The sequence below is a fragment of the Streptomyces sp. NPDC088553 genome (genome assembly GCF_044752965.1).
Classification (GTDB): domain Bacteria; phylum Actinomycetota; class Actinomycetes; order Streptomycetales; family Streptomycetaceae; genus Streptomyces.
This window is the reverse complement of the sequence record NZ_JBIVMG010000013.1, coordinates 115,102-139,906: the sequence shown is the minus strand read 5'-3', so window position 1 is coordinate 139,906 and position 24,805 is coordinate 115,102. Positions and strand designations below refer to the sequence as shown.

The 24,805-nt window shown below is 70.7% G+C and carries 19 protein-coding genes and 2 pseudogenes; 12 read left to right on the top strand and 9 right to left on the bottom strand.

Annotated elements, in window-relative coordinates:
* Positions 1-105: 105 nt before the first annotated feature.
* Positions 106-555 (top strand): annotated as a pseudogene (locus ACIP8Z_RS33915) (nucleotidyltransferase domain-containing protein); the annotation flags it as partial.
* 152 nt (positions 556-707) lie between these two features.
* Here ACIP8Z_RS33915 and ACIP8Z_RS33910 read toward each other — a convergent pair.
* Positions 708-1,748 carry a hypothetical protein gene (locus tag ACIP8Z_RS33910; protein ID WP_402090260.1) on the bottom strand — a complete coding sequence of 347 codons (1,041 nt, stop codon included), beginning with the start codon at positions 1,746-1,748 and terminating at the stop codon, positions 708-710.
* Between the two features lie 409 nt (positions 1,749-2,157).
* Here ACIP8Z_RS33910 and ACIP8Z_RS33905 point away from each other — a divergent pair, with 409 nt between their 5' ends.
* A complete protein-coding gene (locus tag ACIP8Z_RS33905; RefSeq protein WP_402090258.1) occupies positions 2,158-2,334 on the top strand; it encodes a hypothetical protein in 177 nt (58 codons plus the stop codon).
* Positions 2,335-2,920: 586 nt separating this feature from the next.
* Here ACIP8Z_RS33905 and ACIP8Z_RS33900 read toward each other — a convergent pair.
* Both ACIP8Z_RS33900 and ACIP8Z_RS33895 read right to left on the bottom strand, forming a co-directional pair.
* On the bottom strand, positions 2,921-3,454 hold the full coding sequence (locus tag ACIP8Z_RS33900; protein ID WP_402090256.1) for a hypothetical protein: 534 nt from the start codon (positions 3,452-3,454) through the stop codon (positions 2,921-2,923).
* A 722-nt stretch (positions 3,455-4,176) separates the two neighbouring features.
* Positions 4,177-5,649 carry a carotenoid oxygenase family protein gene (locus tag ACIP8Z_RS33895; protein ID WP_402090254.1) on the bottom strand — a complete coding sequence of 491 codons (1,473 nt, stop codon included), beginning with the start codon at positions 5,647-5,649 and terminating at the stop codon, positions 4,177-4,179.
* 1,193 nt (positions 5,650-6,842) lie between these two features.
* On the opposite strand from ACIP8Z_RS33895, the gene ACIP8Z_RS33890 reads away from it, so the two are divergent.
* The 3 genes from ACIP8Z_RS33890 to ACIP8Z_RS33880 all read left to right on the top strand — a co-directional run bounded on the left by ACIP8Z_RS33890 (position 6,843) and on the right by ACIP8Z_RS33880 (position 9,937).
* Positions 6,843-7,604 carry a hypothetical protein gene (locus tag ACIP8Z_RS33890; protein ID WP_355962281.1) on the top strand — a complete coding sequence of 254 codons (762 nt, stop codon included), beginning with the start codon at positions 6,843-6,845 and terminating at the stop codon, positions 7,602-7,604.
* A 715-nt stretch (positions 7,605-8,319) separates the two neighbouring features.
* Positions 8,320-8,706 (top strand): VOC family protein, encoded by a 387-nt coding sequence (locus ACIP8Z_RS33885; RefSeq protein WP_402090252.1) that lies wholly within the window; start codon positions 8,320-8,322, stop codon positions 8,704-8,706.
* Between the two features lie 793 nt (positions 8,707-9,499).
* Positions 9,500-9,937 (top strand): hypothetical protein, encoded by a 438-nt coding sequence (locus ACIP8Z_RS33880; RefSeq protein ID WP_402090250.1) that lies wholly within the window; start codon positions 9,500-9,502, stop codon positions 9,935-9,937.
* A gap of 162 nt (positions 9,938-10,099) precedes the next feature.
* On the opposite strand, the gene ACIP8Z_RS33875 is transcribed toward ACIP8Z_RS33880, so the two are convergent.
* Entirely contained in the window at positions 10,100-11,539 is a 1,440-nt protein-coding gene (locus ACIP8Z_RS33875) for a sensor histidine kinase (protein WP_402090248.1), read from the bottom strand.
* A complete protein-coding gene (locus ACIP8Z_RS33870) occupies positions 11,536-12,258 on the bottom strand; it encodes a response regulator transcription factor (protein ID WP_402090246.1) in 723 nt (240 codons plus the stop codon). Before ACIP8Z_RS33870 ends, ACIP8Z_RS33875 begins: the two co-directional genes overlap by 4 nt.
* 64 nt (positions 12,259-12,322) lie before the next feature.
* Between ACIP8Z_RS33870 and murG the strand changes: the two genes are divergently transcribed.
* Both murG and ACIP8Z_RS33860 read left to right on the top strand, forming a co-directional pair.
* Entirely contained in the window at positions 12,323-13,474 is a 1,152-nt protein-coding gene (murG, locus tag ACIP8Z_RS33865; RefSeq protein WP_402090244.1) for an undecaprenyldiphospho-muramoylpentapeptide beta-N-acetylglucosaminyltransferase, read from the top strand.
* On the top strand, positions 13,471-14,478 hold the full coding sequence (locus ACIP8Z_RS33860) for a GDP-mannose 4,6-dehydratase (protein WP_402090242.1): 1,008 nt from the start codon (positions 13,471-13,473) through the stop codon (positions 14,476-14,478). Before murG ends, ACIP8Z_RS33860 begins: the two co-directional genes overlap by 4 nt.
* A gap of 213 nt (positions 14,479-14,691) precedes the next feature.
* On the opposite strand, the gene ACIP8Z_RS33855 is transcribed toward ACIP8Z_RS33860, so the two are convergent.
* A complete protein-coding gene (locus ACIP8Z_RS33855; RefSeq protein WP_402090240.1) occupies positions 14,692-15,000 on the bottom strand; it encodes a WhiB family transcriptional regulator in 309 nt (102 codons plus the stop codon).
* A 1,384-nt stretch (positions 15,001-16,384) separates the two neighbouring features.
* Between ACIP8Z_RS33855 and ACIP8Z_RS33850 the strand changes: the two genes are divergently transcribed.
* The 3 genes from ACIP8Z_RS33850 (at position 16,385) to ACIP8Z_RS33840 (ending at position 18,751) form a co-directional block, all read left to right on the top strand.
* Positions 16,385-17,308 carry an RNA polymerase sigma-70 factor gene (locus ACIP8Z_RS33850; protein ID WP_402090383.1) on the top strand — a complete coding sequence of 308 codons (924 nt, stop codon included), beginning with the start codon at positions 16,385-16,387 and terminating at the stop codon, positions 17,306-17,308.
* Positions 17,309-17,431: 123 nt separating this feature from the next.
* Positions 17,432-18,022 (top strand): NADPH-dependent FMN reductase, encoded by a 591-nt coding sequence (locus tag ACIP8Z_RS33845; protein ID WP_402090238.1) that lies wholly within the window; start codon positions 17,432-17,434, stop codon positions 18,020-18,022.
* 21 nt (positions 18,023-18,043) lie between these two features.
* Entirely contained in the window at positions 18,044-18,751 is a 708-nt protein-coding gene (locus ACIP8Z_RS33840; protein ID WP_402090236.1) for an NAD(P)-dependent oxidoreductase, read from the top strand.
* 780 nt (positions 18,752-19,531) lie between these two features.
* Here ACIP8Z_RS33840 and ACIP8Z_RS33835 read toward each other — a convergent pair.
* Positions 19,532-19,735 carry a hypothetical protein gene (locus ACIP8Z_RS33835; protein ID WP_402090235.1) on the bottom strand — a complete coding sequence of 68 codons (204 nt, stop codon included), beginning with the start codon at positions 19,733-19,735 and terminating at the stop codon, positions 19,532-19,534.
* Positions 19,736-20,217: 482 nt separating this feature from the next.
* Here ACIP8Z_RS33835 and ACIP8Z_RS33830 point away from each other — a divergent pair, with 482 nt between their 5' ends.
* Entirely contained in the window at positions 20,218-21,582 is a 1,365-nt protein-coding gene (locus ACIP8Z_RS33830; RefSeq protein WP_402090233.1) for an NAD(P)/FAD-dependent oxidoreductase, read from the top strand.
* A 554-nt stretch (positions 21,583-22,136) separates the two neighbouring features.
* On the opposite strand, the gene ACIP8Z_RS33825 is transcribed toward ACIP8Z_RS33830, so the two are convergent.
* Entirely contained in the window at positions 22,137-23,090 is a 954-nt protein-coding gene (locus ACIP8Z_RS33825) for a transposase family protein (RefSeq protein WP_402090231.1), read from the bottom strand.
* Positions 23,091-23,186: 96 nt separating this feature from the next.
* Here ACIP8Z_RS33825 and ACIP8Z_RS33820 point away from each other — a divergent pair, with 96 nt between their 5' ends.
* Positions 23,187-23,483 carry a barstar family protein gene (locus ACIP8Z_RS33820; RefSeq protein ID WP_402090229.1) on the top strand — a complete coding sequence of 99 codons (297 nt, stop codon included), beginning with the start codon at positions 23,187-23,189 and terminating at the stop codon, positions 23,481-23,483.
* A 21-nt stretch (positions 23,484-23,504) separates the two neighbouring features.
* Here ACIP8Z_RS33820 and ACIP8Z_RS33815 read toward each other — a convergent pair.
* A pseudogene (locus tag ACIP8Z_RS33815) lies at positions 23,505-24,363 on the bottom strand (IS5 family transposase).
* Positions 24,364-24,805 lie beyond the last annotated feature (442 nt).

Sequence of the window (24,805 nt, the reverse complement as noted above, 5' to 3'; positions counted from 1 at the left end):
GTGTCGATCGGGCCGGGCCACCGCGCCTGGCCCGGATGCCGCCTTGGTCGGCTCCCGTGAAACGCCGGGCGGCGCCTCCGCGTGTCCGTTCTGGCTCTGCTGTGACGGGCAGAGGCTGATGTCTGGATCGGTGGAGGATGGGGAATTGACGCTTTCATCGGCGAACAGGCCCGACATCACCGTGACTTGCACCTGATGCATCGGCATGACCAGGAAGCCGTCGTGGTGGCGGCTCTCTCCGAGGCGGGTTCCGAGGAGAGCACGAGCTGGAGGCCCATCCGGTTCGTTGTCACGGCTCCGGACGGCCGGGAGATCGACCTGCATCCCCTCGTATTCGCCGACGACGGCTCGGCGGTGCAGGCGTCATCCGAACCGGAGCGCCCCTTCGTCTGTCCCTCCTCGGGTTTCGTGACCGGCACTGTCAAGGGGAAGAGTGTCCTGTGTCTCTCCGCTGAGCAGCAGGTCTTCTTCCATCAGGGATACGAGCCCTCGGACCGCGATCGGCATGACATGGCGCATCTTCGGCGGGTCTTCGGAATCGCCACCCATTTCTGACGAGCGTTGCCGAGCCTGCCCCCTGGACAGTCGATCTCTCGCAGACCCGCCCCGGGCCGATCACACACATGGGAGTGGGGTGCGTTGCATGAGCGCCGAAGCGTGCGGCCGGGCCGCACTCGTCGGAGAGCCCGAGCGCCCTCCGAGAATGGCTAGGAAGACCGTTGGTCGTCGGCCCGTCTGAGGAGAGCGAGCACGGAGCGGTGTTCCTCAGGCGAGTAGCCGGAGGGCCTGTATCCCGTCATCGCGGTCTCCTCGTACTGTTGCCGCTGTACCTCCGCGTACGCCTGGAGGACGGCGCGGGCCTCGTCCGGGGTGCAGTCCAGTGCGGCTGCCACCTCGTTCCATGTGGCTCCCAGCTTCAGGGCGTCGTGCAGGGTCCAGGGGCGGTCCGACAGGACCGAGTGGTTGATGGTCTCGCCCAGGGCGAGTACCGCGAGGGCGTCGCCTGCGGTGGCGGTCTCGCCCGTGTGGCAGCCGGCGGGCACGTGCCAGTCCATCAGGCGGTGGTGGTGTTCAAAGTACTTCTCGGCCTTCTGCTGCAGCAGGATCCCGTATCCCACGTCGTCCGGCCGACGGATCACCCGGGCCTGCCACTCGTCGTGCGAGCCCGGGGAGCGGGTGTGCGCGACGCGGCCGGTGGCAGAGGCCCGCGGGTACGGCGGCGCCGAGGGGCGTTGGTGTGCCTCCGAAGAGCTGTCGCGCCGCCTCCCACCGTGCTCCGGTGCCTCCTCCGCCGTGATACCTACTGCATCGCCCCGCACCGGCTCCGCTCCAGAACGGCGCGTGTCGCCGGCTCGCGCGTCGGGCTTGGCGGAACCTCGCTCTGGCGTGTCGTCACGACCGGCCCTTCTCGCGGCGGACCGGATCAAGGCGACCACAACGACCAGCGCCCCCAGGTGCGCCCCGGCTCCCGCAAGCAGGAACGACCACGGGGATTCACCCTGGTTCGCAGCCTCCAGGCCCAGCGCCACGGAAGCCGCCAAGGCGACGATCAGGCCCACCCAAGGCAACAGGGCCATCGGCAACGCCCACGCCTTGGGGAGCTGGTCGACGTTGACAACCACCCAGAGGGCGATCAGGTTGATCAACAGACCGAACCCGGCCAGCACGGCCACGGTGGACAGGTAGAGCATCGGCCAGTCCTGCGACGCGCAGGAACTGCTGCTCGCGTAATACATGCCTGAGTTCATGGACTCCCTGCCGTTCGGCCCGCTCGACAACCACCCACCAGCGTAGGAACAGGCCGGCGCCCCACCATGAGCGCCTGTACTCAGTCCGGCCCGCTCTGGTACTCGATCTGACGACGATTCAACAACCTTCGGTGGGACGTCGGTTGGGGGGTGCGGGCCCAGCGAGGCAGCGGCCACAGCCGACCGGCTCCCGGACAACCTCGACGCAACCATCAACATGCGCGAGCACTGGGCTTTGCCTACTCCTGTGGTTTCGGCGATGCGTGGAACGACGCCGACAGGAACTCCGGGGGGACTCCCGCTGGTAGCAGAAGCTTGGCTGCAGCGCCTCCGCGGCCGGCTGCGTGCCCGGCAAGAAGTCGTTGGACGCGCTTGTGTTCCCTGAGCTGCTCTGGTCGTTGAACCTCACATGCGCCTGTTCCTCTTGATCCTCACCGTGGCTTTCCTCGTCGGAGGGCTCGTCCTCCTGGCATTCGCCAGTACGACGGCGGCGGTGGTCTGTGCGGTCTACCTCGTCGTCGTGATCCCGCTCGCCGTGCTCGTCGGCCGGGCCGTCAAGCGCTCCGGCCCCCCGTCCTCTGACTGAGGGAGTTCTCGTGCGTAGCGCCGTACCTCCTCCGCCGTGAGCTTGCTGCCGTGGTTGAGAGGGCGGAGGAGGAGGCGAAGAGTCCGGCGGAGCGGCGGGTGCTGCTGGCGGCGGGCGCCGGCTGGAGAGTGAGTATGTCGATGAGCTCACTGTGCTCGGCATCCGTTTCCCGATGCGTCGAGCGGTCCGGTAACGAGCCTGGGGCAGCGGGCAGCGGGCAGCGGGCAGCGGGCAGCGGCCGGCAGGCCACCGCTCGCGACGCTCGCCGGACCCTCGTCTTCGCCCTGACCCGGTTCAAGCCGCTTGCGCGGCTTGATCCCCTACGCCGCCGAGACAGACGGGGACCCACGTACTCACATGGTGGAGCACCGCCAACCGTCGCACGGCTGGCGGTCTTCGTCGACGCCGCGGACCGGTTCCGCGTAGAGCGGCTCGACCAGGTCGGCGTCCATGGCGCGGCTCCAGCGCCGTGGGGGAGTGGCTGGAGAGCTTCTCCCCCACAGGGCGTCGGACGACGAGCGCGACCACCAGGCAGCGTCCTTGGGATCAGGAGCGCAGTCGCCTGGCGTCGTGCCGCGGGGCATCGTCAGTCGGGGAAGGAGTAGTAGAGCGCCTCGCTGTAGAAGGACGCGAAGTGCCTCTCCCAGTCGGCTCGGAGTGAGGCGAGCCAGTCGTCGTTCTGGCCGGCGATTGCCGCTTCGGCCTTGGCGACGGCGTCGGGGATGTCGTGGGACGCCAGGCGCTGCACGCTTCCTGCCGGATCGTCATCCGACATCGAGACGATCTCCCCGGTCTCGAGGATGAAGTACTTCGCCTGCTGCTTTTCGAGGTGGGCCGTGGTCCTGGCAACGCATTCGGTGAACTCTGCGTCGTCCTCCAGGCCCTTGCCGACCGCGCGCAGGAGGTCGCGGAGCAGGGCCGCGCCGTCGGCGTAGTCCGCGGCGATGCCGATGGGAGGGTTCCAGATCATGGACGGGACGATCGTCGTTCCGCGCCCGACCATGAGTTTGTGCGCGAGCGGGATGTCCCAGTTGTGCTCGGATATGCATCGGACCCGCTTGGGGATTTCCGCCTCGTTCGGTATCGAGTCCGCGGAGTAGAGGTATGAACGGTTCGCCATGGTGGCGACGCTAACACCGGGGACTGACAACGCCGACGCCGCCTGACTCCTGGCGCGCGGTCAGAACGCGCGGGAGGGCCTTGGGCGGGCCGGGTGGGTGGTCGGTCGGCCTGCGGCGGAGGGCGGTGGGTGTCCCGCCGACGGCGCAGTAGCGGATCACCTGCTGTTCCCGTCGGTACACCTGTCTGTCTGTCTGTCCGCAGTGGACCAACTGCGGTTGTCGTGCACGGCGGTGCCCCTCGTACGTGTACGCGCGGTCCTCGAAGCCGAGGCCCGATCTCGGCCGTCGCCCGCCGGGCGGCCCGCGACTCCATCCCCATCGCTGACCAGGACGCGGCTGGGCCCGGCACGCGGACTGGGCCCCTCTGGCAGCACCCCTCTCGCACGCGGGGCGCGCTGAATGTCGTCGGGCGCTTCTCCAGCCGGTCTCGTGGCCGCAGCCGTGCTATGTCCGGCAACCCGCCCGCTCAGTCTCCGAAGGTCCTCTGAGTCCTGTCGCCGCTGGCCGCCCGCGTCATGAAGTCCGGGGACGACGTCGCCCGGCGCCGGTGGAGTCGCCGCACCGTCGGGCCGACCGCTTCCGGCGTCGAGGCGGTCAGCTTCCGGCCACCGGGTGGGCGTTCCGCCCGGCCGTAGGGCGGTGGCCATGGTCCGGTCGAGCAGGCGGTGCGCTCCTCGGGGGAGCCGGCGGAGGCGCGCCGGGCAGCAGTCCCGGCTGTACGTCACGTGGCCTCGGGCGGCGCACCGTGCTCGGTGGCTTGGCCGCCTTCGGTGGGTAGCCAGCAGCCGTGCAGGCCGAGTGGGACCCGGACGGGTATGCGGGCGCGTGCCACCGGCCCGGAGGCGGGGTCCTCGGCGGGCATGACCAGGAACCAGCTCGATCCGTCGGTGCGGTCGGTGGCGAAGGTGAGCCAGTAGCCGTGTTCCTCGGAGTCGGTGCCCGGCTCGGGAGCGAAGACCGGTTCGCCGACCGACAGGTCCCCGGCGTCCCACACGAGGGCGGTCCCCGTCCGCGCGTCGTGGAAGCGCACCGCGTCGTACTCGCCCGCCAGCAGGTCGGTCCGGCCGGTCGAGGTGGCCAGTGCGGTGTGCCGGTGGCGCCGGCCGATGAGGCGGTCGTCGATGCGGGGGAACTCCACTCGGGCGTCGTCCAGCAGGGTGCGGCTCATGGTGCCTGCCGTGGGGTCGATGCGTGCCCGTGCCAGACCGCCGCTGACCGGGTCCTGTGCCGTCCCCGGTGCGCTGCCGACGGTCAGCCGGCTCCACTGCACGTAGTCCAGGACCACCGGGTCGTCCGCGCCGGGGCCGTCGTCGTAGGCGTTCACGGTGTGCCACAGCCAGAATGCCTCGTCGGCCGCCCAGCGCGGCGGTCCGCCGTCGCGGGGGATCAGGACCACGCGGGTACCCCGCTCGGGCCGCCAGGCCAGGAACGAGCCGCCTGCCATGGCCGCGTCCAGGTCGAAGAAGGCGGGCGCGAGGACCAGGACGGCGTAGCGTCCGGTCAGGGCCATGTCGTGGATCATCATCGGCTCGTCCACACCGTCGACGGGGGTGGGCCCGCTCGTGACGGTGCCGTCAGGGCCGATGACCGACCAGGTCAGGTACGGAGGCTCCAGGCCGTAGCAGAAGACCACCATCTCGCCTGTGACCGGGTCGGTCTTGGGGTGGGCCGTGATCCCCGCGGGCAGGGCCCCTTCGAAGTCCTCGCGGCCGAGGGTCTCCAGCCCGGCGCCGATGCGGTACGGGCAGTCCGACTCGGCGAGGGCCAGCATCCGGCCCCCGTGCCGTACGACATTGATGTCGGGCAGCTCCCGGAAGGTCCCCGCGAGCTGCGGTCCGACCTGCTCGGCATCCGGCATGATCATCGACTCAAGGCCGCCCCACAGGGCCCGCCCGGCCCGTTCCTCGGCCTCCAGGGCGGGGGTGCGCACGAAGCGGTTGCGGTAGCGGGCGCGGCCCTCCGAGAGCCACACCCCGTGCAGCATTCCGTCGCCGTCGATGGGGTACAGGAACGAGCCGATCGGCGTGAAGCGGGGATTGGGTCCGTTGCGCAGGTACAGGCCGTCCAGGGCGGCCGGGATCTCGCCCGTCACCTCCAGCTCGGCGGCGTCGACCTCCTCGGTCACCGGCGCGAAAGAGCCCAGCAGGTGGGGGACGCGGGTGGGGTCGAAACGGGTCGGGGTGTGCGTGTTCACGGAACCTCCCGGAGTGCGGGTACGGCACCTGTGCGGGTACGGCACCTTCGTGCACCTTCCAGTGAAACGCGGCATGGAACCCGGTGCCAGCGGCTGGCACGGAACCCGGTGCCAGCGCCGGGGAAGTCAACGTGCTGTGGCGTCCGTCCGTGCCGAGATGGCTGCGGCACTCCGCCGGCCGGCTTCTTCCGGACCCCGGGCGAGCTTCCCGCAGACCGCGGCGACTTCCGGCCCTGCCGTCTCTCGGGTCACCGCGGTGTCCTCGACATCCAGCAGCAGCACCAGCGGCGCTTCCGCAGCCTCACGGTGCGTTCACCCCGATGGCAGGCGGCACCTCCCGTATCCGTGACTGGCCGGGCTCATGATCGTTACCCGCAGTGGCAGCTCCGAGGGCAGTGACGCACCGCCCTCTCGCGCCCTGAACGCGTGTCCGACGTCAGGTCGTCACGGGAGGAATGACGAGTGGGTGGCTGGATCAACATCGGTCTCGGGGCTGCGGCGGCGCTGTGCCCGCTGCCGCACCACGGAGACGTGGCCGTCATCATGGATCACTCTCCTGCCCACGGCCACCTGGTGGTGTGTGCCCCGGACGTCTGGGTCGACATGGGCTACGGCGACGAGGTAGCGGAAGTCCCGCGCCCCACGTGCGCTCCGACGACTCCGCCGCCCACGGCACCGCCCTCTCCCCGGCCCACGGCGGCGCCTTCTCCGTCGCCCACGGCACCGCCTCATCCGTCACGGCCGTCACCACCGTCCCCGGCCCCGTCGCTCCCCGAGCCTGCGCCGCCGAGGACGCCCGTGCTCTCGCCACCGGAAGCCGCTCCGGAACCCGCCGCTCCGGTGCCCGCGGCACCCTCGGCACCGGCCCCCGAGTGGGCACCACCAGCGCCCCAGGTGCAGAGCATTGCCGCCGCCGCTCCGGCGCAAGCGCTCACGGGATTCCGGTGGGAGCCGCGGTCGCACTACACGGGGGGCCCGTCCCGTCCCGCTCCGGCCAAACTCTCGATGACCATGTCCACGGTCGTGATCACCCTGCCGGCCGTTCTGGCCGCGGCCGCCCTGCGGCCCGGGTCCCGTCGCCGCGGCCGCGGCTGACCAGCTGCCTCTCGTCCGGCCGCCGGGCCGTGACCGGCCCACCGCGTCCGCCCCCTCGTATCTCGTACACATCGCCTCGCTCGTCATGGAGTTGTGCAATGCCGGAATGGCTCGTCTACACCCTGGCCTCGGTCCTGGTCTGCGTTCTCGTCGTCACGGCGACCGTCCTGCGGCACCGCCGCGTGGCCGTCGACGAAGACACGTCCGAGACACCGGACGTGCTGGAGTACATGGTCATGATGGTCGGCGTCGTCTACGCCATCGTGCTCGGACTGGCGATCGCCGGCGTGTGGGAGGCCCGTACCGCGGCGGAGGACACCGTCCAGCGCGAGGCCCAGGCCCTGTACGAGATCGATCAACGCCTGGACGTCTACCCCGCCGCATTCCGGACACAGATCAAGGAGCACATCGACGCCTACGCCCGGCACGCGGTCACCGCCGAATGGCCCGCTCTGAAGGACGACCTGCCCGTGGACGACACCGGCGCCGAACTGCTGGGCCGCATCCGGAGCGACATCGCTCATCGCACCCCGGCGGACGAGCTCCAGGCCCAGGCCTACCAGCCGCTCCTGGACCAGGTGGCGGCGGCGGACGACGCCCGTCACCAGCGCCTGGACACCTCCGGCACCACCCTGCCCGCAGCCCTCTGGTTCGGCCTCGTGGCCGGTGCCCTGGTCACCCTCGGCCTGCTCTACACCCTGCAGATCCGTCGCTCCGCGCGCGAACTGCTGCTGGCCACCACCTTCAGTGCCCTGGTGGTCTTCCTGCTCTTCCTCGTCTGGAGCTTCGACGCGCCCCTCGGCCACTCCGGAACGGACTCCGCCCAGCCCTTGAGCGACCTCCTCACCACCGCGGTCTGATCAGGACCGCGAAGGAACGCGGCACCGCACGCCGTGAAGCCGGGCCCATCAGCAGCGGCGGGCTGGTACGCCTCGGTGGCGGTCCCCGGCCCGGTGGGTGCCGGGGACCGGCGAACGGGACGACCGAATTTCAGCCGCGTGCCGGCTTCCGCGGCAGCGACCTGCCCGAGCCAGAGACTGAGATGTGGGCTGGTGCTGTGGACGGCGGAGGATGTCCCGATGCGGACGGAGCTGCCGGCCCTGCTCGTCGGGCGGGTCCACGACGACGGCTTGCTTGTTGCCTACGCCGTCCAGACGGAATCGGAGCCAGACGTACCGCATCCGGATCCGGACCTCCAGCGGAAGTGCCGGTGAGTGCCCGCCTTACATCCCCCGAGAGGCGGGCACTCACTCTGCCTCCACCACGCGATCCGGGCTGATCCGGTGCCTGACCAATGGCGCCGCGCGGGACGGCGCTCCGAGGGCATGGAGTACGCCGGCAGGCATGACGCCCACGAACCAGCCGCTCCTGCTGATTCGCCCTTCCGCCCGGGGCCGGGCAATTCTGGCGCTGCTCGGGATGCCGGAGGCTCCCGCTGCCCTGAGCACTTCGCAGCGGGGGAGGGGCGAACGGTCTGGCGGAAGAGAACACAGCAGGTGACGACGCTCCCCTGCATCAGGTGCGCGAGACGAACGATGCGCTCGGTGGTGCAGCGTGCTCTGAGAGGATCGAGGCATGGCGGACTCACCCATGCAGATCAATGCCCTCATCGTCGATGCCACTGATCCTGAGCGGCTTGCCGCGTTCTGGTCCGAGTTGCTCGGCAGGCCAGTCGTGGGCCGCATGGGACCGTACGTATGGCTGCAGCGCGACAAGGGTCTCGGCTTCGGCTTCCAGCGAACCGGCGAGCCCAAGTCAGGCAAGAACCGGATGCACTTCGACATCACCTCGCCCAACCCCACCGCCGAGCAGCAGCGTGTCGAGGAGCTCGGTGGGCGCCGGCTGGAGGAGTACGCCGTCGGCGGGTTTCTCGTGATGGCCGACCCCGAGGGCAATGAGTTCTGCATCATCCCCGAGGGCCCGTTCGAACTCGATGACGAGGGTCGCGCCGACTACCTCTGACATTCCGTCCCGCCTGAACTCAAGGGCGTGCGCCACCGCCTGGAAACTGCCGCGCCCGTCTCGGCGTGCAGAGGCGACGGAGATACTTTTCGGCATTGACCGGTTGCCTGGCGCTGCCCAGGCAGGTGGGCAGCTTGACCACCGAAGGCGGAGACCGGCCATAACGGGCTCCAGCCCGATCCGCACCGGCACTCCGAACCGGATCGGCTGGAGACGGTGCCGAGCATCCGGATGGTGGTCCTGAACTCCAGCGGCGCTACCGGACCGCATGGACGCGTGGGTCCGTCGCGTCTCCCGCTGAACTCTCCCAGCCTGCCTCGTCCATCACGTGGCGGGCTGCTGCCGTCGGATCCGTTGCCCGGGGGCCGGCGGTCTGAGCGCCGGGGCCGGGGGTGCGCCGGACAGCCTCGCGTGCCCCTGCCGGGGAGGACGGGCGCGGGGCGCCCGGGTGCCGTACGGATCCGGGCGGCAGCCCCTCGTGCGGGCGGGCGTGCCCCATGACGCCGAGGGGGAGGGGGCGTCACGGGGCGGGCCCGCTCCGGAAGGCCCACCCCCCAAGGTGTGCGCTTCCGATACCAACCGTCTGACCCGACTCCCTCTGCTCAAACGCCCTTTCCTGCAGAAGTTCTGAAAGCGTCATGCCCCGCAGGAGGAGCGACAGGAACCGGGCGCTTGGTGAGGCGGTAACCTCGCCCGGAGGCGACGCCGGTGCGTGTCCTCGCGCACCTGTACGGCAGCGTGGCGGTCTGCGCCAGCGGGTGAAGGGTGTGCACGCGGAGGGGGAGAACGGCCCATGTCCATGTGGTTGACGCTCACCAAGATCGAACCTGCGCTGATCGAGCAGGCTTTGGAGGGGCGCGGACCCCTCGTGCGTGGCTCGAAGGGAGACTCCTTCGCATGCGACTACCGCGTCATTGATGCCGTGGCCGAGGGGCGTGCCGAGGTCGAGACGGGCGCGGCGGACTGGACGAGCGTCTACCCGTGGCTTGCGGCATCGGTTGGCCACGGCTGTGCTGCCGTGGATGAGCATCGGCTGAGTGACGCGTCAGGTTTCGTTCTCACCCCCGATGAGGTGTGCCGGGTTGCCGAGGGCCTCATAGCTGAGGGGTGGGCCACCACAAGCGCAGCGGTGTGGGCCGCAAGCAGTCAGGACCGTGGGCTGGAGGATCTGGGCCCGTTCTTCGCTGCGGCCGCCGCTGAGGAGAAGGCGGTGCTGGGCAAGATCGGCTGAACTCGTGCGGCTACTTCTCGTGAGGCACCCGATGCGGCCAACGCAGTGACCGGAGGCCCTGAGGGTCTGCCCCTCAGGTGCTCTCGTTGCCCTGTTCGGCATCAGCCACTCCGCTCCGCCGTCCTGCGCCACGGCCACGGTCGAGATCAACCCCATGGCCTCTTACGGTCGGCCGCTACCGGGCGGGCCCTCCGGGTCGAATGTCAGTGTGAACAGCGCCCCGCCGCCCGGCGCCGCCCCCGCAGTCAGCTCCGCCCCGTGCGCGCGGGCGATCTGCCGGGCCATCGCCAGGCCAAGGCCCGAGCCTGGCAGGGCGCGCGCCGCCTCGGCGCGGTAGAAGCGGTCGAAGACATGCGGGAGGTCCGCGGCCGGAATCCCCGGACCGTGGTCCCGGACCGTCAGCTCCAGCCCGCCCGGACCGCCGCCCTCGCTCCCGTACGCGCTCAGTGCCACCTCGACCGGAGTCCCCGGCGGGCTGAACTTGGCCGCGTTGTCCAGCAGGTTCGTCAGCAGCCGGGCCAGCCGCGCCGGAACAACCGGCCGGACCGCCCGCGCCGCACCCGCCCCCACCTCCAGCAGGAAAGGGGTCTGCGGCCAGTGCGTCCGGGCCATGGCCACCGTGTGCTCCGCCACCTCGGCGATCCGCACGTTCTCCAGGAGCGGCAGCGGCTCCTCGTCCCGGGCCAGCTCGATCAGGTCGTTGACCAGCCCGGTCACCTCCCGGATGCCCCGCCCCAGCGCCTCCGCCGCCCGTTCGCGCTGTGCGGGCGTCAGCCGGTCGCCGCGGGCCAGGAGCTCCGCGTTGGTGCGCAGCGCGGTCAGCGGGGTCCGTAGCTCGTGCGAGGCGTCCGCGACCAGCCGGCGCTGGGAGCTCACCGACTGCTCCAGCTCCCCGAGCATCGTGTTGAAGCTGGCCGCCAGCCGGGTCACCTCGTCCTGCCGGCCCGGCGGTCCCGGCGGCAACTCGATGCGGTGGCGCGGGTCCCGGGTCGCCGCGATCCGCTCGGCGGTCGAGGTCAGCCGGGCCACCGGGGCCAGGCCCGCGCGCGACACGGCGTACCCGAGCAGCCCGGCCAGCAGCACCCCCACCCCGCCGACCGCCGCCAGCAGCGCGGCCGCCTGCCGCACGCCCTTCTCCACCGGGTCCGCCCGCAGCGCCACCTGGAGCGCCCGCCCTTCCCCGAACGGGGTGGTCAGCATCCGCAGCGGCTGCCCGAAGCGGCTGACGTTGCTGTAGTACGGGGGCCGCTTCCCCGCCGCGACCTCCCGTACGGGGGTGGAGACGGGCAGCAGATAGGGGTCGGCCGGGTCCGCCGCCGGGTCGGCCGGGACGATCTGGGCGCAGGCGGGCGCGGAGAGGTATCGGCACTCGCCCGCCACGACCTGCGGGCCCTCGCCCCGGTTCTCCTGGATCACCCGGGTTGCGGACTGGGTGAGGGACAGGTCGAGCTGGTGCAGCAGTTCGTAGCGGATGACGAAGAACGCCGCCGCGCACACCCCGACCGCGACCAGCGCCACCGCCGCCGAGGCAGCCAGCGCCAGGCGCGTACGGAGCGGCCGCCTGCGCCGCCAGCGGGCGCCCAGCCCCCGCACCCCGCTCACGCCACGTCCAGCCGATAGCCGAGCCCGTGCACGGTGTGGACGAGGCGCGGCTCGCCGCCCGCCTCCAGTTTCCGCCGCAGATAACCCACGTACACCGCGAGCGAGTTGGAGTCGGGCCCGAAGTCCTGGCCCCAGACCCGCTCCAGGATCACCTCGCGCGGCAGCACCTGGCCCGGGTGGCGCAGCAGGAGCTCCAGCAGGGCGGCCTCGGTGCGGGAGAACTCCACCGGGCGGCTGCCCCGCCGCCCGGTGCGCGTCACCGGATCCAGCGTCAGATCCGCGAAGGCCAGGTCCCCGCCCGGGGCGGGCGGCGCGGCCCGCCGCAACAACGCCCTTACCCGCGCCACCAGCTCGTCCAGCGCGAACGGTTTCACCAGATAGTCGTCGGCCCCCGCCTCCAGCCCGTCCACCCGCTCGCTCACCGACGACAGCGCGGTCAGCACCAGCACCGGCGTCCGGTCCTCCACCGCCCGAAGCCTCCGGCAGACCGCAAGCCCGTCCAGCACCGGCATCATCACGTCCAGGACCAGCGCGTCCGGCTGCCAGGCGGCCACCGCCGACAGCGCCGCCAAGCCGTCGCCGACACCCCGGACCTCGTACCCCTCGACGCTCAGCCCGTCCTCGACGGCGGCCCGTACGTCCGGCTCGTCCTCGGCCACCAGGATCCTGCTCGTACTCCGCAGACCGCTCGCGCTGCTCGCGCCACTCATGCCGCTCATACCGTGAAGCCTGCCAAACCGGACTCTTAGAACCCTCTTAATCCGCTTCCCGAGAGTGGCGGCCATGCGCACACCACTCTCCGTCGTCATCGGTGCGGGCGGCACCGGCGGCCACATCTATCCCGGTCTCGCCCTGGCCGAGGCCCTGCGCCGCGCCGACCCCGACGCGGTCATCTCCTTCATCGGCACCGAACGCGGTCTGGAGACGACCCTGATCCCGGCGGCCGGATACCGACTGCACACCGTCGACATGATCCCCTTCGACCCCGCGCTCGGTGCGAAACGCTTCCTCCTCCCGGCCGCGCTCCTGCGCTCCGGTGCCCAGGCCCGCTCCGTCCTGCGCGCCCAGAAGGCACAGGTCGTCGTGGGGATGGGCGGGTACCCGAGCGCCCCGGCGATCGTCGGGGCGAAGATGGCCGGGCTGCCCAGCGTCATCCACGAGTCCAACGCGGTCCCGGGCCGGGCCAACCAGTTCGCCGCCCGGCTCACCGAGCACATCACCGTCGCCTTCGACGGCAGCCGCGCCCACCTGTCGGGCGGCGATCGGGCGCGGACCGTCGGCATGCCGATCGCCGCGTCCCTGGCCGCCCTGGACCGGCCGGCCCTGCGCGAGGAGGCCCGGCGCGCCTTCGGGATACCCGAGGAAGCACGGGTCGTCCTCTTCAACGGCGGCAGCCTCGGCGCGGCCCGCCTCACCGCTGCCGCCGTGGGCCTCGCCGCCCGCTGGCGAGGCCGCGGGGACGTCCACCTCCTGATCAAGACAGGCCCGGCCGCGCTCGCGGAGACCCGGCGCAAGCTCATCGACGAGAGGGTGGGGCCCGTCGCCCAGGCGGTGCCCTACCTCGACCGGATGGACCTCGCCTACGCGGTCGCCGACCTGGTCGTCTGCCGCGCGGGCTCGGCCACGATCGCCGAACTCGCCACGACCGGGGTGCCCGCCGTCCTCGTGCCGTACCCCCATGCTCCCGGCGACCACCAGACCCACAACGCCCGGGTCCTCTCCGACGTGGGCGCCGCCCATCTCGTACCCGACGCCGAGACCACCACCGACCGGCTCGCCCAACTGATCGACCCGCTGCTCGCCCACCCCGCGCGGCTCGCCGTGATGGAGCGCGCCGCAGACCCCGGAAACCACGCCCGCGCCGCCGACCTGCTCGCGGAGACGGTCATCCGACTCGCCGGAAAACCCACCACCACAAGGGAGCTCACCCCATGAACAGCACGACCATCGACTGGAACGGCCGCACCGTCCTGGTCACCGGAGCCGAGGGCTTCATCGGCTCCACGCTCGTGGACCTGCTCGTCCACCGCGGCGCGCGGGTCAAGGCGTTCGTCCACTACAAGCCGTATGCCGACAAGGGCCACCTCGCCCGCTACCTCGACGACCCGCACGGCCCGGTCGAGTTCATCGCCGGTGATGTCGGTGACGCGGGCAGGGTCATGGACGCGGTCGAGGGCTGCGACACCGTCTTCCACCTCGGCGCGCTCATCGGCATTCCCTACAGCTACGACTCCCCGGGCGCTTACGTCCGCACGAACATCGTCGGCACCGAGAACATCGCCGAAGCCTGCCGCCGTCACTCCGTCCGACGACTCCTGCACACTTCCACCAGCGAGGTGTACGGGACCGCGCTCACGGCCCCGATCAGCGAAGACCATCCCCTCCAGCCGCAGTCGCCCTACTCCGCATCGAAGATCGGCGCGGACATGATGGCCCTGTCCCACTGGCACGCCTTCGAGCTGCCGGTGACGGTCGTACGGCCGTTCAACACCTACGGGCCCCGCCAGTCGGCCCGGGCCGTGATCCCCACGATCCTCGCCCAACTGCACTCCGGGGCACGGGAGATCCGCCTCGGCTCGCTGACCCCGACCCGCGACTTCACCTACGTCACCGACACCGCGGCCGGATTCCTGGCACTGGCGGGCTGCGACCGGGCACTGGGGGAGAGCGTCAACCTCGGTACCGGCCGGGAGATCTCGGTCGGGGACCTCGCGAGGGCCCTCATCACCGCCTCCGGCCGGGACGCCGAGATCGTCGTGGACCCGGCACGGCTGCGGCCCTCCGGCAGCGAGGTGCACCGGCTGCTCTCGGACAACACACGGGCCCGCACCTGGGCGGGGTGGGAGCCGGAAGTCGGCCTGGAGGAAGGCCTGGAGCGGACCTCGGCCTGGGTGGCGGACCATCTGCACCTCTTCGCCCCGGGGCGATACCAGGTCTAGCGGTCCTGCCAGGGGGGCGTCCGGCTCGGAACCGCCGGACGCCCTGCCCGCCGCCACGGGCGAGGCGAACTGCCGAACTTCCCCATGGCCAGACCTGGCCTCCGGAACAACGAGAAGGCCGCCGTGACCGGCTTCACTCCGGTGTCAGCGCACGCGAAGCGATCGATACGTCCATGTTCGCCCACTACGGGACGGGAAGGGTCCAGGGGTGGGTCAGGCGGTATCACGCTTCACCGGTGACGCTCCCACCTCGTGCTCACGCCTGGCGGCATCCAGCAGCCGACCCCAGGAGCGCACGAGGGGTCGACGCTTCAGCAGGGCGCGTCGCTCTCGTTCCGTCATCCCGCCCCAGACACCGTGCTCGATCCGCTCGTCCAAGGCATGAGCCAGACACTCGACCCTGACAGGGCAACCGGTACACAGGGCCTTCGCCCGGTTCTGCGCCGCCCCTTCGACGAACAGATCGTCCGCATGGGCCGTCCGGCACAAGGCCAACACCATCCAGTGCTCACTCACCCGCATCCACCCAGCCCACCCCAGTCCCACACTGCCCCCGCTCCCGGCCCCCTGCATCGCAGCCCGGCCGGCGTCCACTTCAAGGCGCTCGCGGCCCCCCGCCCCGCAGCCTGCTCGACCTCACCGCCACCTGAGCCGATACCCGGCTGCGACCACGGGTCACCGCCACCGGAGCCGCGACCACGGCATCCCCGGGCGAGGCCGCCCGTGATTGAGACACGGTGACCGGCCCGCACCACGGCGGGTGCGGGCCGGTCTCCACCATGCCCGGGCCTGTGCGGACGGGGGAGACCGCAGGCCCTGAAGAAGCGGCCGTGACATCCGCTCCGGGGCTCTTGTGCCCCCAAGCTGCGCCCCCATGCACAACCCCGCCATGATCTTGAGGACGGCCACGCGCATGAACCCCCGTCCGTCCCCACTCGGTGCCGAACTCCGTGTGAGCGGGGCCCGACCTCGGCGCAGCCGCAGACGTCTGCCGCAGTGGGGGAACCCGGATCGCAGCCGCGGATCGGTCAGGGGGAGAAGTACGTGCTCGGGTAGTAGGCGAACGGTGCGGGCATGCCATGAGGCGACATGGACGGCGCACCTGACTGCTCCCGGGATCTTGGATCGTCCGGGGCGCGGCCAACTGAGTCGGTGTGGGACTGTCCGCGGCCCCTGCTGCTGACGGTGGACGATCGTCATGTGACGGTCACGGTGGGAACTTTCGTGGTGGCGGACACGCACGTGCAGCTACAGGCTGTCGACGGCGGTGCCCGCGCCGGCGGGACGCCGAGGCCGCGCTGGATCGGCTTTCGAAAGGGCTGGCACCGCACATGGCTGGTATCCCTTTCCACCCTCGGGCCGTAGACCGCAGGGGGCGAAGAAAGCGACTGCTGGAACTGCGGTCTGCCCGCCACCCACCGCAGCACCCAGCGCGGCTCCGCGTCCCTCACCGACGCCATCGGTACCCAGGTCCTGGGCGACCACCTCACCACCGCCGTACAGGACCTCGTCGACCGCCAGCCGCCCATCACCGGTGGTTCGGCCCGCCGAGGGCGGTGGCGCACGTGGTGCGGACGGAAGCACGTGTAGAGGTGGGCCATCGCCACGGGGCTGGGCGGTGTGCCCAACTGGGCCGGGCGAGTTCCCTCGGGGCTGTGTCACAGAACGCCGCGCTGTCTTGTCTGGAGGGTGATGAAGACAGGCACCGACTCAGGCGGATGGTGGGCATGCGGGTGTTGGTAGTGGGCGGGAGTTCGGCTCTGAGGCAACAGTCGGTGCCTCGGCAGGGTGCGCCATGGGCGGCAGCGAACGAGGGGCACGGCTTCGGCGGTGCCTCAGCAGGGCGAGAGTCGTGCCGGCCGTCTCGGCGCACGAACCGGCAGCAGCGTTCCGCGTCGGAGCCGGCATGACGCGGGCGGAGGAGTTCCAGGATCTGCGGCCGCTGCTGTTCTCGATCGCTTACCGGATCCTGGGCAGTGTGAGCGAGGCCGAGGACGCCGTTCAGGAGACCTGGCTTCGCTACGAGACCTCGCAGGCTCCCACTGCCTCCGTCAAGGCCTACCTGGCGACCGTGGTCACTCGGATCGCGATCAACGTGCTCAACTCCGCCCGCGTCCGGCGCGAGGAATACGTCGGACCGTGGTCTCCCGAGCCGCTGCTGACCGATCCGTACCAGGATCCGGAGCGTGCGGCGGAGTTGACCGACTCGATGTCGATGGCGGCGCTTCTGCTGCTGGAACGGCTCACTCCGCTCGAACGCGCGGTGTTCGTGCTGCGCGAGGTGTTCGACTTCGGCTACCAGGAGATCGCCACCGCGGTCGGTCGCTCGGAGGCGGCGTGCCGTCAACTGGCGGCCAGGGCGCGTCGCCACATGGCGGAGGGCCGACCGCGGTTCGAGGCCGACAGCCGCGCGTGCGCGAGGCTCGCAGCGCGGTTCTTCGACGCCTTCACCGAAGGAGACGTCGACGGGCTACGAGAGCTGCTCGCCGCGGACGTGCAGTTGGTCGCGGACAGCGGTGGCAAGGCCCCGCAGTGGGCGACCGGGTTCTTCGGCGCCGACCAGGTGATTCTGGTGCTTGCCGCCTTCATTCCGCCGTTCGTACGGATCGGCGGACTGATGGAACCCTGCCAGGTGAACGGCCAGCCCGGCGCGATCTTCCGCGACCGGAACGCGAAGATCGTCAACACCTGGGCCATCGACATCCTCGACGGGCGGATCCAGGCGATCCACACAGTGAGCAATCCCGAGAAGCTCGGGCACATGGGCCCCGTCGCGGATGCCTGGACGGTCTTGCGCGAGATGGAAGAGGCCATGAGGAGCGCAGCCTGAGCGGAATCACCGCTCACGCCTCGGCGGGCACGGCGCGGCCGGATCACGCGCGGCCAGGCAGGCCCCGCAGGGGTGCTCGGCACGCCGGCGCAGAGGATCCCTTCAACGAGACCAGGAGGTCACATGATCAAGATCGGCATCATCATCGGTAGCACCCGTCCCGGCCGAAACGGCCACGACGTGGGCACATGGGTGAGGGATCTGGCTGCCGCACACGCCGGATCCACCGCGCGCTTCGACCTGGTTGACCTGTCCGAACACGCGCTACCTCTGCTCGACGAAGCCGTCCCGGCGGCCCAGGCCCCCGGTCGGCAGCCGCACACCGTGCGTTGGGCCGAGCGCGTCGCCTCGTACGACGCGTTCATCGTGGTCACCCCTGAGTACAACACCGCCCCACCGGCCGCCCTGACCAACGCCATCGACTACCTCTGCCAGGAGTGGGCGGGCAAACCTGTGGCGTACGTCGGTTACGGCATCTTCGGCGCCGTGACGGCGGTGCAGCATCTGCGTGCGCAGGCGGGCGTGCTGCGCATGGCCGACATCGGGCCGCAGGTGGCGCTGACACTGCGCGAGGACTTCAGCGGTCTCACCGACTTCCAGCCGCGGGGCCTGCACACCGTGCAGTTGCACGCTCTCGTGGATGAACTGCTCGCGTGGGCACAGGCGCTCCGCCCGCTCCGCGGGGCTCCCCTGAGCCTTCACCCCACGGCGTAGAACAAGGAGGAATCGATCATCGTGCACATCACCATCTTCGGGGCGAACGGCCAGACCGGGCGCCTCCTCACAGGCCAGGCGCTCTCCGCCGGGCATCGCGTCTCCGCAGTCACCCGGCAGCCCGCCACGTTCCCGCTGCGCCATGAGCGGCTCGAGGTGGTCGGTGCCGATGTACGCGATGCCGCTGCTGTCGATGCCGTCGTGGCGGGGACGGACGCAGTGCTGTCGACGCTGGGCGTCCCCGCGGGGAAGGAAGCGATCAGCACCTATTCCCGAGGCACTTCTGGCATCGTCACGGCGATGAACCGGCATGGGGTCCGCCGACTCGCGGTGGTCAGTTCGAGCGGAGTGGAGGCGCGCACCTACTCCGAAGGCGGCTTCCTGTTCAACCGAATCCTCCTGCCCTACGTGACGCGGGTGCTCGGCAGGACGCTGTACGACGACATGCGGCGGATGGAAGCCGTCGTGCGGGCCAGTGACCTGGCCTGGACTATCGTGCGCCCCGGCGCGCTCTACCACCTGCCATCGGTGACCGACCACACTCTCGTCCAAGGCCACGCCGATGGGAGGTTCACCGCTCGCGTGGACCTGGCCGCCGCCCTCTTGAGGTTGCTCGACGACGACCGCCACGTACGTTCCACCATCAGTGTGGTCACCACCGTCGAGAACCCCACCGTGCTCCGGTGGATCCACCGCGAAGCGCTGATGAGGAAGGATCGGCCGGCCTGACGACGAGGAGGCCCGGCTCCGATCCCACGCCCGGCGCTTGCATGGGCCGACCTGGTCGTCGCGATGGCAGCGCGAACGAGGCCTCGGCCTGGGCTTCCAACGGACCAGCGAATCAAGTCGGGCGAGAACCGGATGCACTTCGACATCACTTCCCCCGACCCGCTCGCCCAGTAGCAGCGTGTCGCAGCGCTCGGCGGCCGACGGCTGGGGGAGTACGCCGCCGTGGGGTTCCTGGTGACGGCAGACCCCGAGGGCAATGAATACTGCATCCTCCCCGAGGGCCCGTTCGAACTCGATGACGAGGGGGCGCGCGGACTACCTCTCCTGACGCTCTGAGGGAGCCGGGAGCCGGGAGCCGGGAGCCGGGAGCCGGGAGCCGGGAGCCGGGAGCCGGGAGCTGCGGTGCTGCGGCGCGGGGTCGGGGTCGGGGTCGCAGTCGGCGTCAAGGCGGGGGAGTGGCGCCCGGATCTTCCCCCGGGCGCCTGGAGCCGCGGGCCCGCTGGGCGAGGGAGAAGCGGTCGACAGAGGGCCGGAATACCCATGTCCACCTGCGAAGCGACATAGGCGACGGCGACGGGATCCGGGAGTTGTTCGGAGTGACGGGGCAGGCTCTACGCCTCCTGGACATCACCGGGACACGCCCCCCTCTTCGGCACTCGACCTGCCGCGGCAGGCCACGGCCACTGCGTCATGGACGCTCCATACGGATGCGGTCCTGACGACGAGAAGCGGGATCACGAACCGCGTGCACCCGGTGTGGCCGTGGTCGCCCCGGGGCGTTCAGCGACCTCCGGCGTGCTGGGCCACTCGCTTGGCAAGGTCTGCAGCAAGCCGGCTGGCCGCGTAGCCGTGATGCGTGGTGTCGAGGGACACCAGTCTCTGCAGGTAGCCGATGGTCTGCAGTACCTCCGAGGTGGTCAGCAGAGGCAGGCGGGGGTCTTCGGTTTCCGTGTGGTTGCCGGTCATCGGCTCAGCAGTCTTCATGGGGGTTGATACTGGTCTGTCCAGGCCGCGACTGGAAGAACCCGCGCCGTCGGCAGGCCATCACTGCACCGCACCGGTGTCGATCCGGCCGAGACCATCTCATGGACATGGCCGGCGTGATCGGCGACATCCTGGCCGTCGGCGCAGGCTCCTCCGGCCTTGCCTCGCCATCGTCGAGGCCCACGACCACGTGCTCCCCGTCCGAAAGTGCGCCCCCCCCGGGCCCGGCAGCGGCTCCCTGCTCGATGACTTCGTGCCGGAGCTCCACTGGCGGACGTACGCGGAAACGGCACCGTCCACGGCGGCCCCGACCACGTACGCCCCACTGTCGTGGACCGTGTACGCGAGCGCTTGCGGAAAGGTCCGTAGCCGGTGCATCTCGCACCGCGCGGAGGCCGAGGCAGTTCCACCGCAACGTGCATGGAACGGCCTGCCGGGGAAGGCGTGCAGGGGACGCGTACACCCGAGAAGGGACGGACACCATGGCACGACCGAGGATCGTGGTCGTCGGCGCGGGCTTCGCCGGCGTCGCCTGCGTACGCCGCCTGGAGCGGACGCTGTCACCGGGAGAGGCGGAGATCCTGCTGGTCACTCCGTTCTCCTACCAGCTCTACCTGCCCCTGCTGCCGCAGGTGGCCTCCGGGGTGCTCACCCCCCAGTCCGTGGCCGTGTCGCTGCGCCGCAGCCGCCGCCACCGGACCCGGATCGTGCCCGGTGGGGCCGTGGGGATCGACACCCGGGCCAAGGTCTGCGTCATCCGGAGGATCACCGGGGAGCTGGTCGACCAGCCGTACGACTACCTGGCGCTCGCGCCGGGGAGCGTGACCCGCACCTTCGACATCCCCGGCCTGGCGGAGCACGGTCGGGGCATGAAGACGCTGGCCGAGGCGGCCCACCTGCGCGACCACGTGATCGCCCAGCTCGACCTGGCGGACGCCGCAGCACCAGGCTCTGCGGAACGGGCCTCACGACTCGGGTTCGTCGTGGTCGGCGGCGGCTACGCGGGCACCGAGACGGCCGCCTCCCTGCAGCGGCTCACCACGAACGCCGTCGGCCGTTACCCTCGGCTGGACCGGCGCGAAATCAGCTGGCACCTCGTGGACGTGGCCCCGAAGCTGATGCCCGAGCTCGGCGACCGGCTGGGCCGGGCAGCCCTCGATGTGCTGCGCCGCCGAGGCATCGAGGTTTCGCTCGGTACCTCCGTCGCCAAGGCGGGCCCCGAGGACGTCACTCTCACCGACGGCCGCGTGCTGCCCTGCCGCACCCTCGTCTGGACCGCCGGCGTCGCCGCGAGCCCGCTCGTCGCCACACTGGGCGCCGAGACCGCCAGGAGCGGCCGGCTGGTCGTCTCGCCGGACCTGCGGGTGCCGGGGGCGGAGGGCGCGTTCGCCTTCGGCGACGCCGCCGCCGTGCCCGACCTCGTCGGCGGCGGGGACGGCGTGGTGTGCCCGCCCACCGCGCAACACGCCCAGCGCCAGGGCAAGGTCGCCGCGGACAACCTCGTCGCCACGCTCCGGGGCACGCCGCTGCGCGCGTACACCCACAAGGACCTCGGGCTCGTCGTGGACCTCGGCGGCCGCGACGGCGTCTCCCGGCCGCTCGGCATCGACCTGCGCGGGATGCCCGCCCAGGCCGTGGCCCGCGGCTACCACTGGGCGGCACTGCGCACCGGCGCCGCCAAGACCCGGGTGATGACGAACTGGCTCCTGAACGCGGTGGCCGGCGACGACTTCGTCCGGACCGGATTCCAGACGTACAAGCCAGGGACGCTGCGGGACTTCGAGTACACGGAGGACTACCTCACCCCGGAGGAGGTACGGGCCCGCGTGGCGACCGAGGGAGGCTGACAGTTCCGGCGAGCGAGCTCGCCGTCGGGGGCAGCCGGACCACCCACGGACCGACTCCTGGTTCCGGCGACTCCCGCCGGACACCGGGCAAGGACGCGGCCATCGCCACGGCGCGGCCGCGCCCAGCATCCCGGAGTGATGCCGCGGTGCGGGAGGTTGGGAGACCAGGCATACGAGAAGGCGGTGACCATTCGGTCCAGCAGTCTCGTACGGGCGGCCGGTCGTTCGTCAGGAAGGGCCCGGCACCGGATCAGGCTGTGGTCGGCGCATAGGGTGAGGCCGCGCCCGAGGTGGTCGCGGGAACACTCGTGCGGCGCAGCAGATCCCGTTGATCTGGCATCGTCGCGAGTGTCCGGCGCCGGCTCGGTCAGAGGGTGACGCCCGGGCCGCGGGTGCCGAACCGAACGGACTGCTCTTGGGCCGCACATGTTGTCCCCGCCTGGCTGCGCGTGTTCTCCGACCGCGGAGCTCTACCCGCTGGGGCGCGTCCCCGACCTAACGAGCTCGTGCATGGTTAGCGGTACGACGTCGAAAGGTGCAGGTCGGTCGGGTGATCACTGTGCCTGACGGTCCGTGCGGGTGGCGGTCTGCTGGTGTGAGAGCAGGCCGGCGACGGCTTGGATCGTGTCGCTCATGTGCTCGCGTCGGCCGTGGTGCCGGGCGAGTGCTCGCCAGTTCTTCAGGTGTGCGATGCCGTGCTCGACCCGGATACGACGTGAGGAATGCGCCTTGCGCTGGCGTTCGTAGATCTCCTCGTACCACTCTGGCGGGTTCTTCTTGAACTTGCGGTGTGGGGTCACCACGCGGCCGCCGGTCTGGGCGCCCAGGCCCTGATAGCCCGCATCGGCGAGTATTTCCACGGGCGGGCCGTCAGTCAGGTGCTTGACCAGACCCAACTGCCGGGCGTGTGTGATGTCGGCACAGCTTGCCGGCTGGGTTGGACTGCAGAACAGGAGCCTGCCGCTGGCGTCGGTGAGGATCATGGCCTTGACGGCGTTCTGCTTGTTCTTGCCGGAGATGAACTTCTCCCGATCCTTGCGGCCGGCGGCGGGCCTGCGGACCCGGATCTCGGTGCCGTCGACGATCCCGGTCCGCCCGCTGGACCCGAGGTGTTCGATGACCTCGGCGAGGGTGCGGAGCCGGACACCGGCCGCGATGGTGCAGCCCCGCTCGGCGAGCAGCGGCCGCACCTCGCCGACGGCGCGGGTGATGGTGGAGCGGTCGACGCCGAACCAGCAGGCCAGCACGTCGTGAGTAGCTCCGTGGCGAAGGTGGACGAGGGTGGCCAGGAGCCGGTCGATGAAGACCAACTGGTGCTTCGCGCCAGCGCCGACGGCCCGCTTCCGCGGCCTGGACTCCAGTCTCGCCTGGTGTCGCTCGTGCCATAACGGACCCACCTCGGCGACGAGTTCGGCAATCACCTCGGCCGACAGCCCTGTGATCCTCCGGTCACTGATGATCGCTGCACGAGCCCCGTTCCTCACCACACGAACATGATCAGCGATCACGATCTAGCGTCGTACCGCTAACCGTGCACGAGCTCGTTAGAGCCTGTCTCTTTGACCGGTGAGTGCCTCGGGGTGGGGGCTGGTTAGTCTGCTGCGATGACGGACAGCGAGCTGGTCGTTGACCTGCGCGGTCGACTGATCGAGACACTCAACGACTTCTGGGATGCGTTGACCGAGCCTTGCGGGTTGCCGGAGTGGTTTGGCCGGAACCTGGACGCGTGGTCGGACACGATCGAGACCCGGGGGATCTCTGAGGTGATCGACAGCCACGCCGTTCTGATCGTGCACGTCGACCAGCGGGGTCTCTTCAATGGGGGCCGGCGGGAGGCCAACGCCCTGGCCAGCATCTTTGACGGAGAGCGGAACCGGCTCGTCGTCCATGGGCCGGCCTGACGAATCCTTGGGACGCCTTGCTCAGCGCCGGGTCCAGATGAGGATGGCCGCAAGGTGGAGTGCGGCCTGGTAAGCGATGGCGAGCTTCTCCGTCCGCATGGCGAGGCCGCGCCACTGCTTGAGACGGGCGATGCACCGCTCAACGGCGTTGCGCTCCTTGTATGTCTCGACGTCGAAGCCGGGCGGCCGGCCTCCGGCGCGGCCTCGCCGCAAGCGGTGGCAGATCTGGTCGGCGGGCTGTGGGATGACCGCGCGGATGCCGCGTCGACGGAGGTGCCCACGGATCGCGCGGGAGGAGTAGGCGCGATCCGCAAGGACGACCGCAGGGCGGGTCTTGGCCTGGCGAGTCCGCTGCGCGGGATCCGGATTCCGGCCATGACCGCCTCGAAGGCCGGAGCGTCACCGGCCTGGCCTGCGGTGACGTGGATGGACAGAGGTCGTGCCCGGCTGTCACTGACCAAGTGGACCTTCGTACTCAGGCCACCGCGGGAGCGTCCGAGCGCGTGGTCCTCGGGTTCGGACCGGCCGGACGCCCCTTTTTCCTGGCTCCGGCCGAATGCTTGTGAGCCCGGCAGACGGTGGAGTCGACCGAGACTGTCCAGCCCACGTCATCACCGGCATCCGCCACTGCGAGGACCGCCGCGAGGACGCGTTCCCATGTGCCGTCCATGGCCCACCTGATCAGGCGTTTGTGGGCGGTCTGAAAGGGACCGAGCTCTTCTGGCAGGTCGCGCCAGGGTGAGCAGGTGCGGTACTTCCACGCGATGGCTTCCAGGGTCCGGCGGTGGTCGGCCGACTGTCGTCCACGGACCGGATCGGCCGGCATGAGCGGCTCGATCCGGTCCCACATCGCATCAGTGATCACTAACCGGACAGGCATATCCGATCAACTGATCAACCCATCAAAGGGACACGCTCTAGGTGTCCCTCCGGTGGTGCGGCCGGTCCAACGCGCGGCGGGTGCGCCGTGTACAGGCTCCCCTCACGGCCGCCCGCGAGATCTCGGTGCTCCTGAGTGAGCTCCTGCGTGAGGGCCAGCCCGGGACGGTGTGGTGAGACAGGCACGGCGCGGACGGTCCGGCGCCGCGTCGCCTGCGGCCGCCGCCCGAGGGGCAGGGCCCAGCACCCCAAGGCCATGCAGATCACCCCAGGGCTGCTGTCGAGTCACCTTTCGCACAACGCCCCTGTAGTCGCCCGGGTGCCGACGCCGTTGCGGGGTAGGCGTGCCGTGACAGCGACATGACCCCTTTGAACCAGGAACCGCATCGTCTCGGTCAAGCGCGGCGCCGATGCCACCAGCCAGGACACCACCAGCGCTGACC

What these genes read in the sequence shown, in the direction of transcription:
- ACIP8Z_RS33845 (WP_402090238.1), top strand. Translation starts at nt 17,432, where the DNA reads ATGATCAAGATCGGCATCATCATCGGTAGCACCCGTCCCGGCCGAAAC.
- murG (WP_402090244.1), top strand. Translation starts at nt 12,323, where the DNA reads ATGCGCACACCACTCTCCGTCGTCATCGGTGCGGGCGGCACCGGCGGC.
- ACIP8Z_RS33880 (WP_402090250.1), top strand. Translation starts at nt 9,500, where the DNA reads ATGTCCATGTGGTTGACGCTCACCAAGATCGAACCTGCGCTGATCGAG.
- ACIP8Z_RS33870 (WP_402090246.1), bottom strand. Translation starts at nt 12,258, where the DNA reads ATGAGCGGCATGAGTGGCGCGAGCAGCGCGAGCGGTCTGCGGAGTACG.
- ACIP8Z_RS33820 (WP_402090229.1), top strand. Translation starts at nt 23,187, where the DNA reads ATGACGGACAGCGAGCTGGTCGTTGACCTGCGCGGTCGACTGATCGAG.
- ACIP8Z_RS33855 (WP_402090240.1), bottom strand. Translation starts at nt 15,000, where the DNA reads ATGCGGGTGAGTGAGCACTGGATGGTGTTGGCCTTGTGCCGGACGGCC.
- ACIP8Z_RS33850 (WP_402090383.1), top strand. Translation starts at nt 16,385, where the DNA reads ATGACGCGGGCGGAGGAGTTCCAGGATCTGCGGCCGCTGCTGTTCTCG.
- ACIP8Z_RS33890 (WP_355962281.1), top strand. Translation starts at nt 6,843, where the DNA reads ATGCCGGAATGGCTCGTCTACACCCTGGCCTCGGTCCTGGTCTGCGTT.
- ACIP8Z_RS33885 (WP_402090252.1), top strand. Translation starts at nt 8,320, where the DNA reads ATGGCGGACTCACCCATGCAGATCAATGCCCTCATCGTCGATGCCACT.
- ACIP8Z_RS33860 (WP_402090242.1), top strand. Translation starts at nt 13,471, where the DNA reads ATGAACAGCACGACCATCGACTGGAACGGCCGCACCGTCCTGGTCACC.
- ACIP8Z_RS33905 (WP_402090258.1), top strand. Translation starts at nt 2,158, where the DNA reads ATGCGCCTGTTCCTCTTGATCCTCACCGTGGCTTTCCTCGTCGGAGGG.
- ACIP8Z_RS33835 (WP_402090235.1), bottom strand. Translation starts at nt 19,735, where the DNA reads ATGAAGACTGCTGAGCCGATGACCGGCAACCACACGGAAACCGAAGAC.
- ACIP8Z_RS33900 (WP_402090256.1), bottom strand. Translation starts at nt 3,454, where the DNA reads ATGGCGAACCGTTCATACCTCTACTCCGCGGACTCGATACCGAACGAG.
- ACIP8Z_RS33830 (WP_402090233.1), top strand. Translation starts at nt 20,218, where the DNA reads ATGGCACGACCGAGGATCGTGGTCGTCGGCGCGGGCTTCGCCGGCGTC.
- ACIP8Z_RS33910 (WP_402090260.1), bottom strand. Translation starts at nt 1,748, where the DNA reads ATGAACTCAGGCATGTATTACGCGAGCAGCAGTTCCTGCGCGTCGCAG.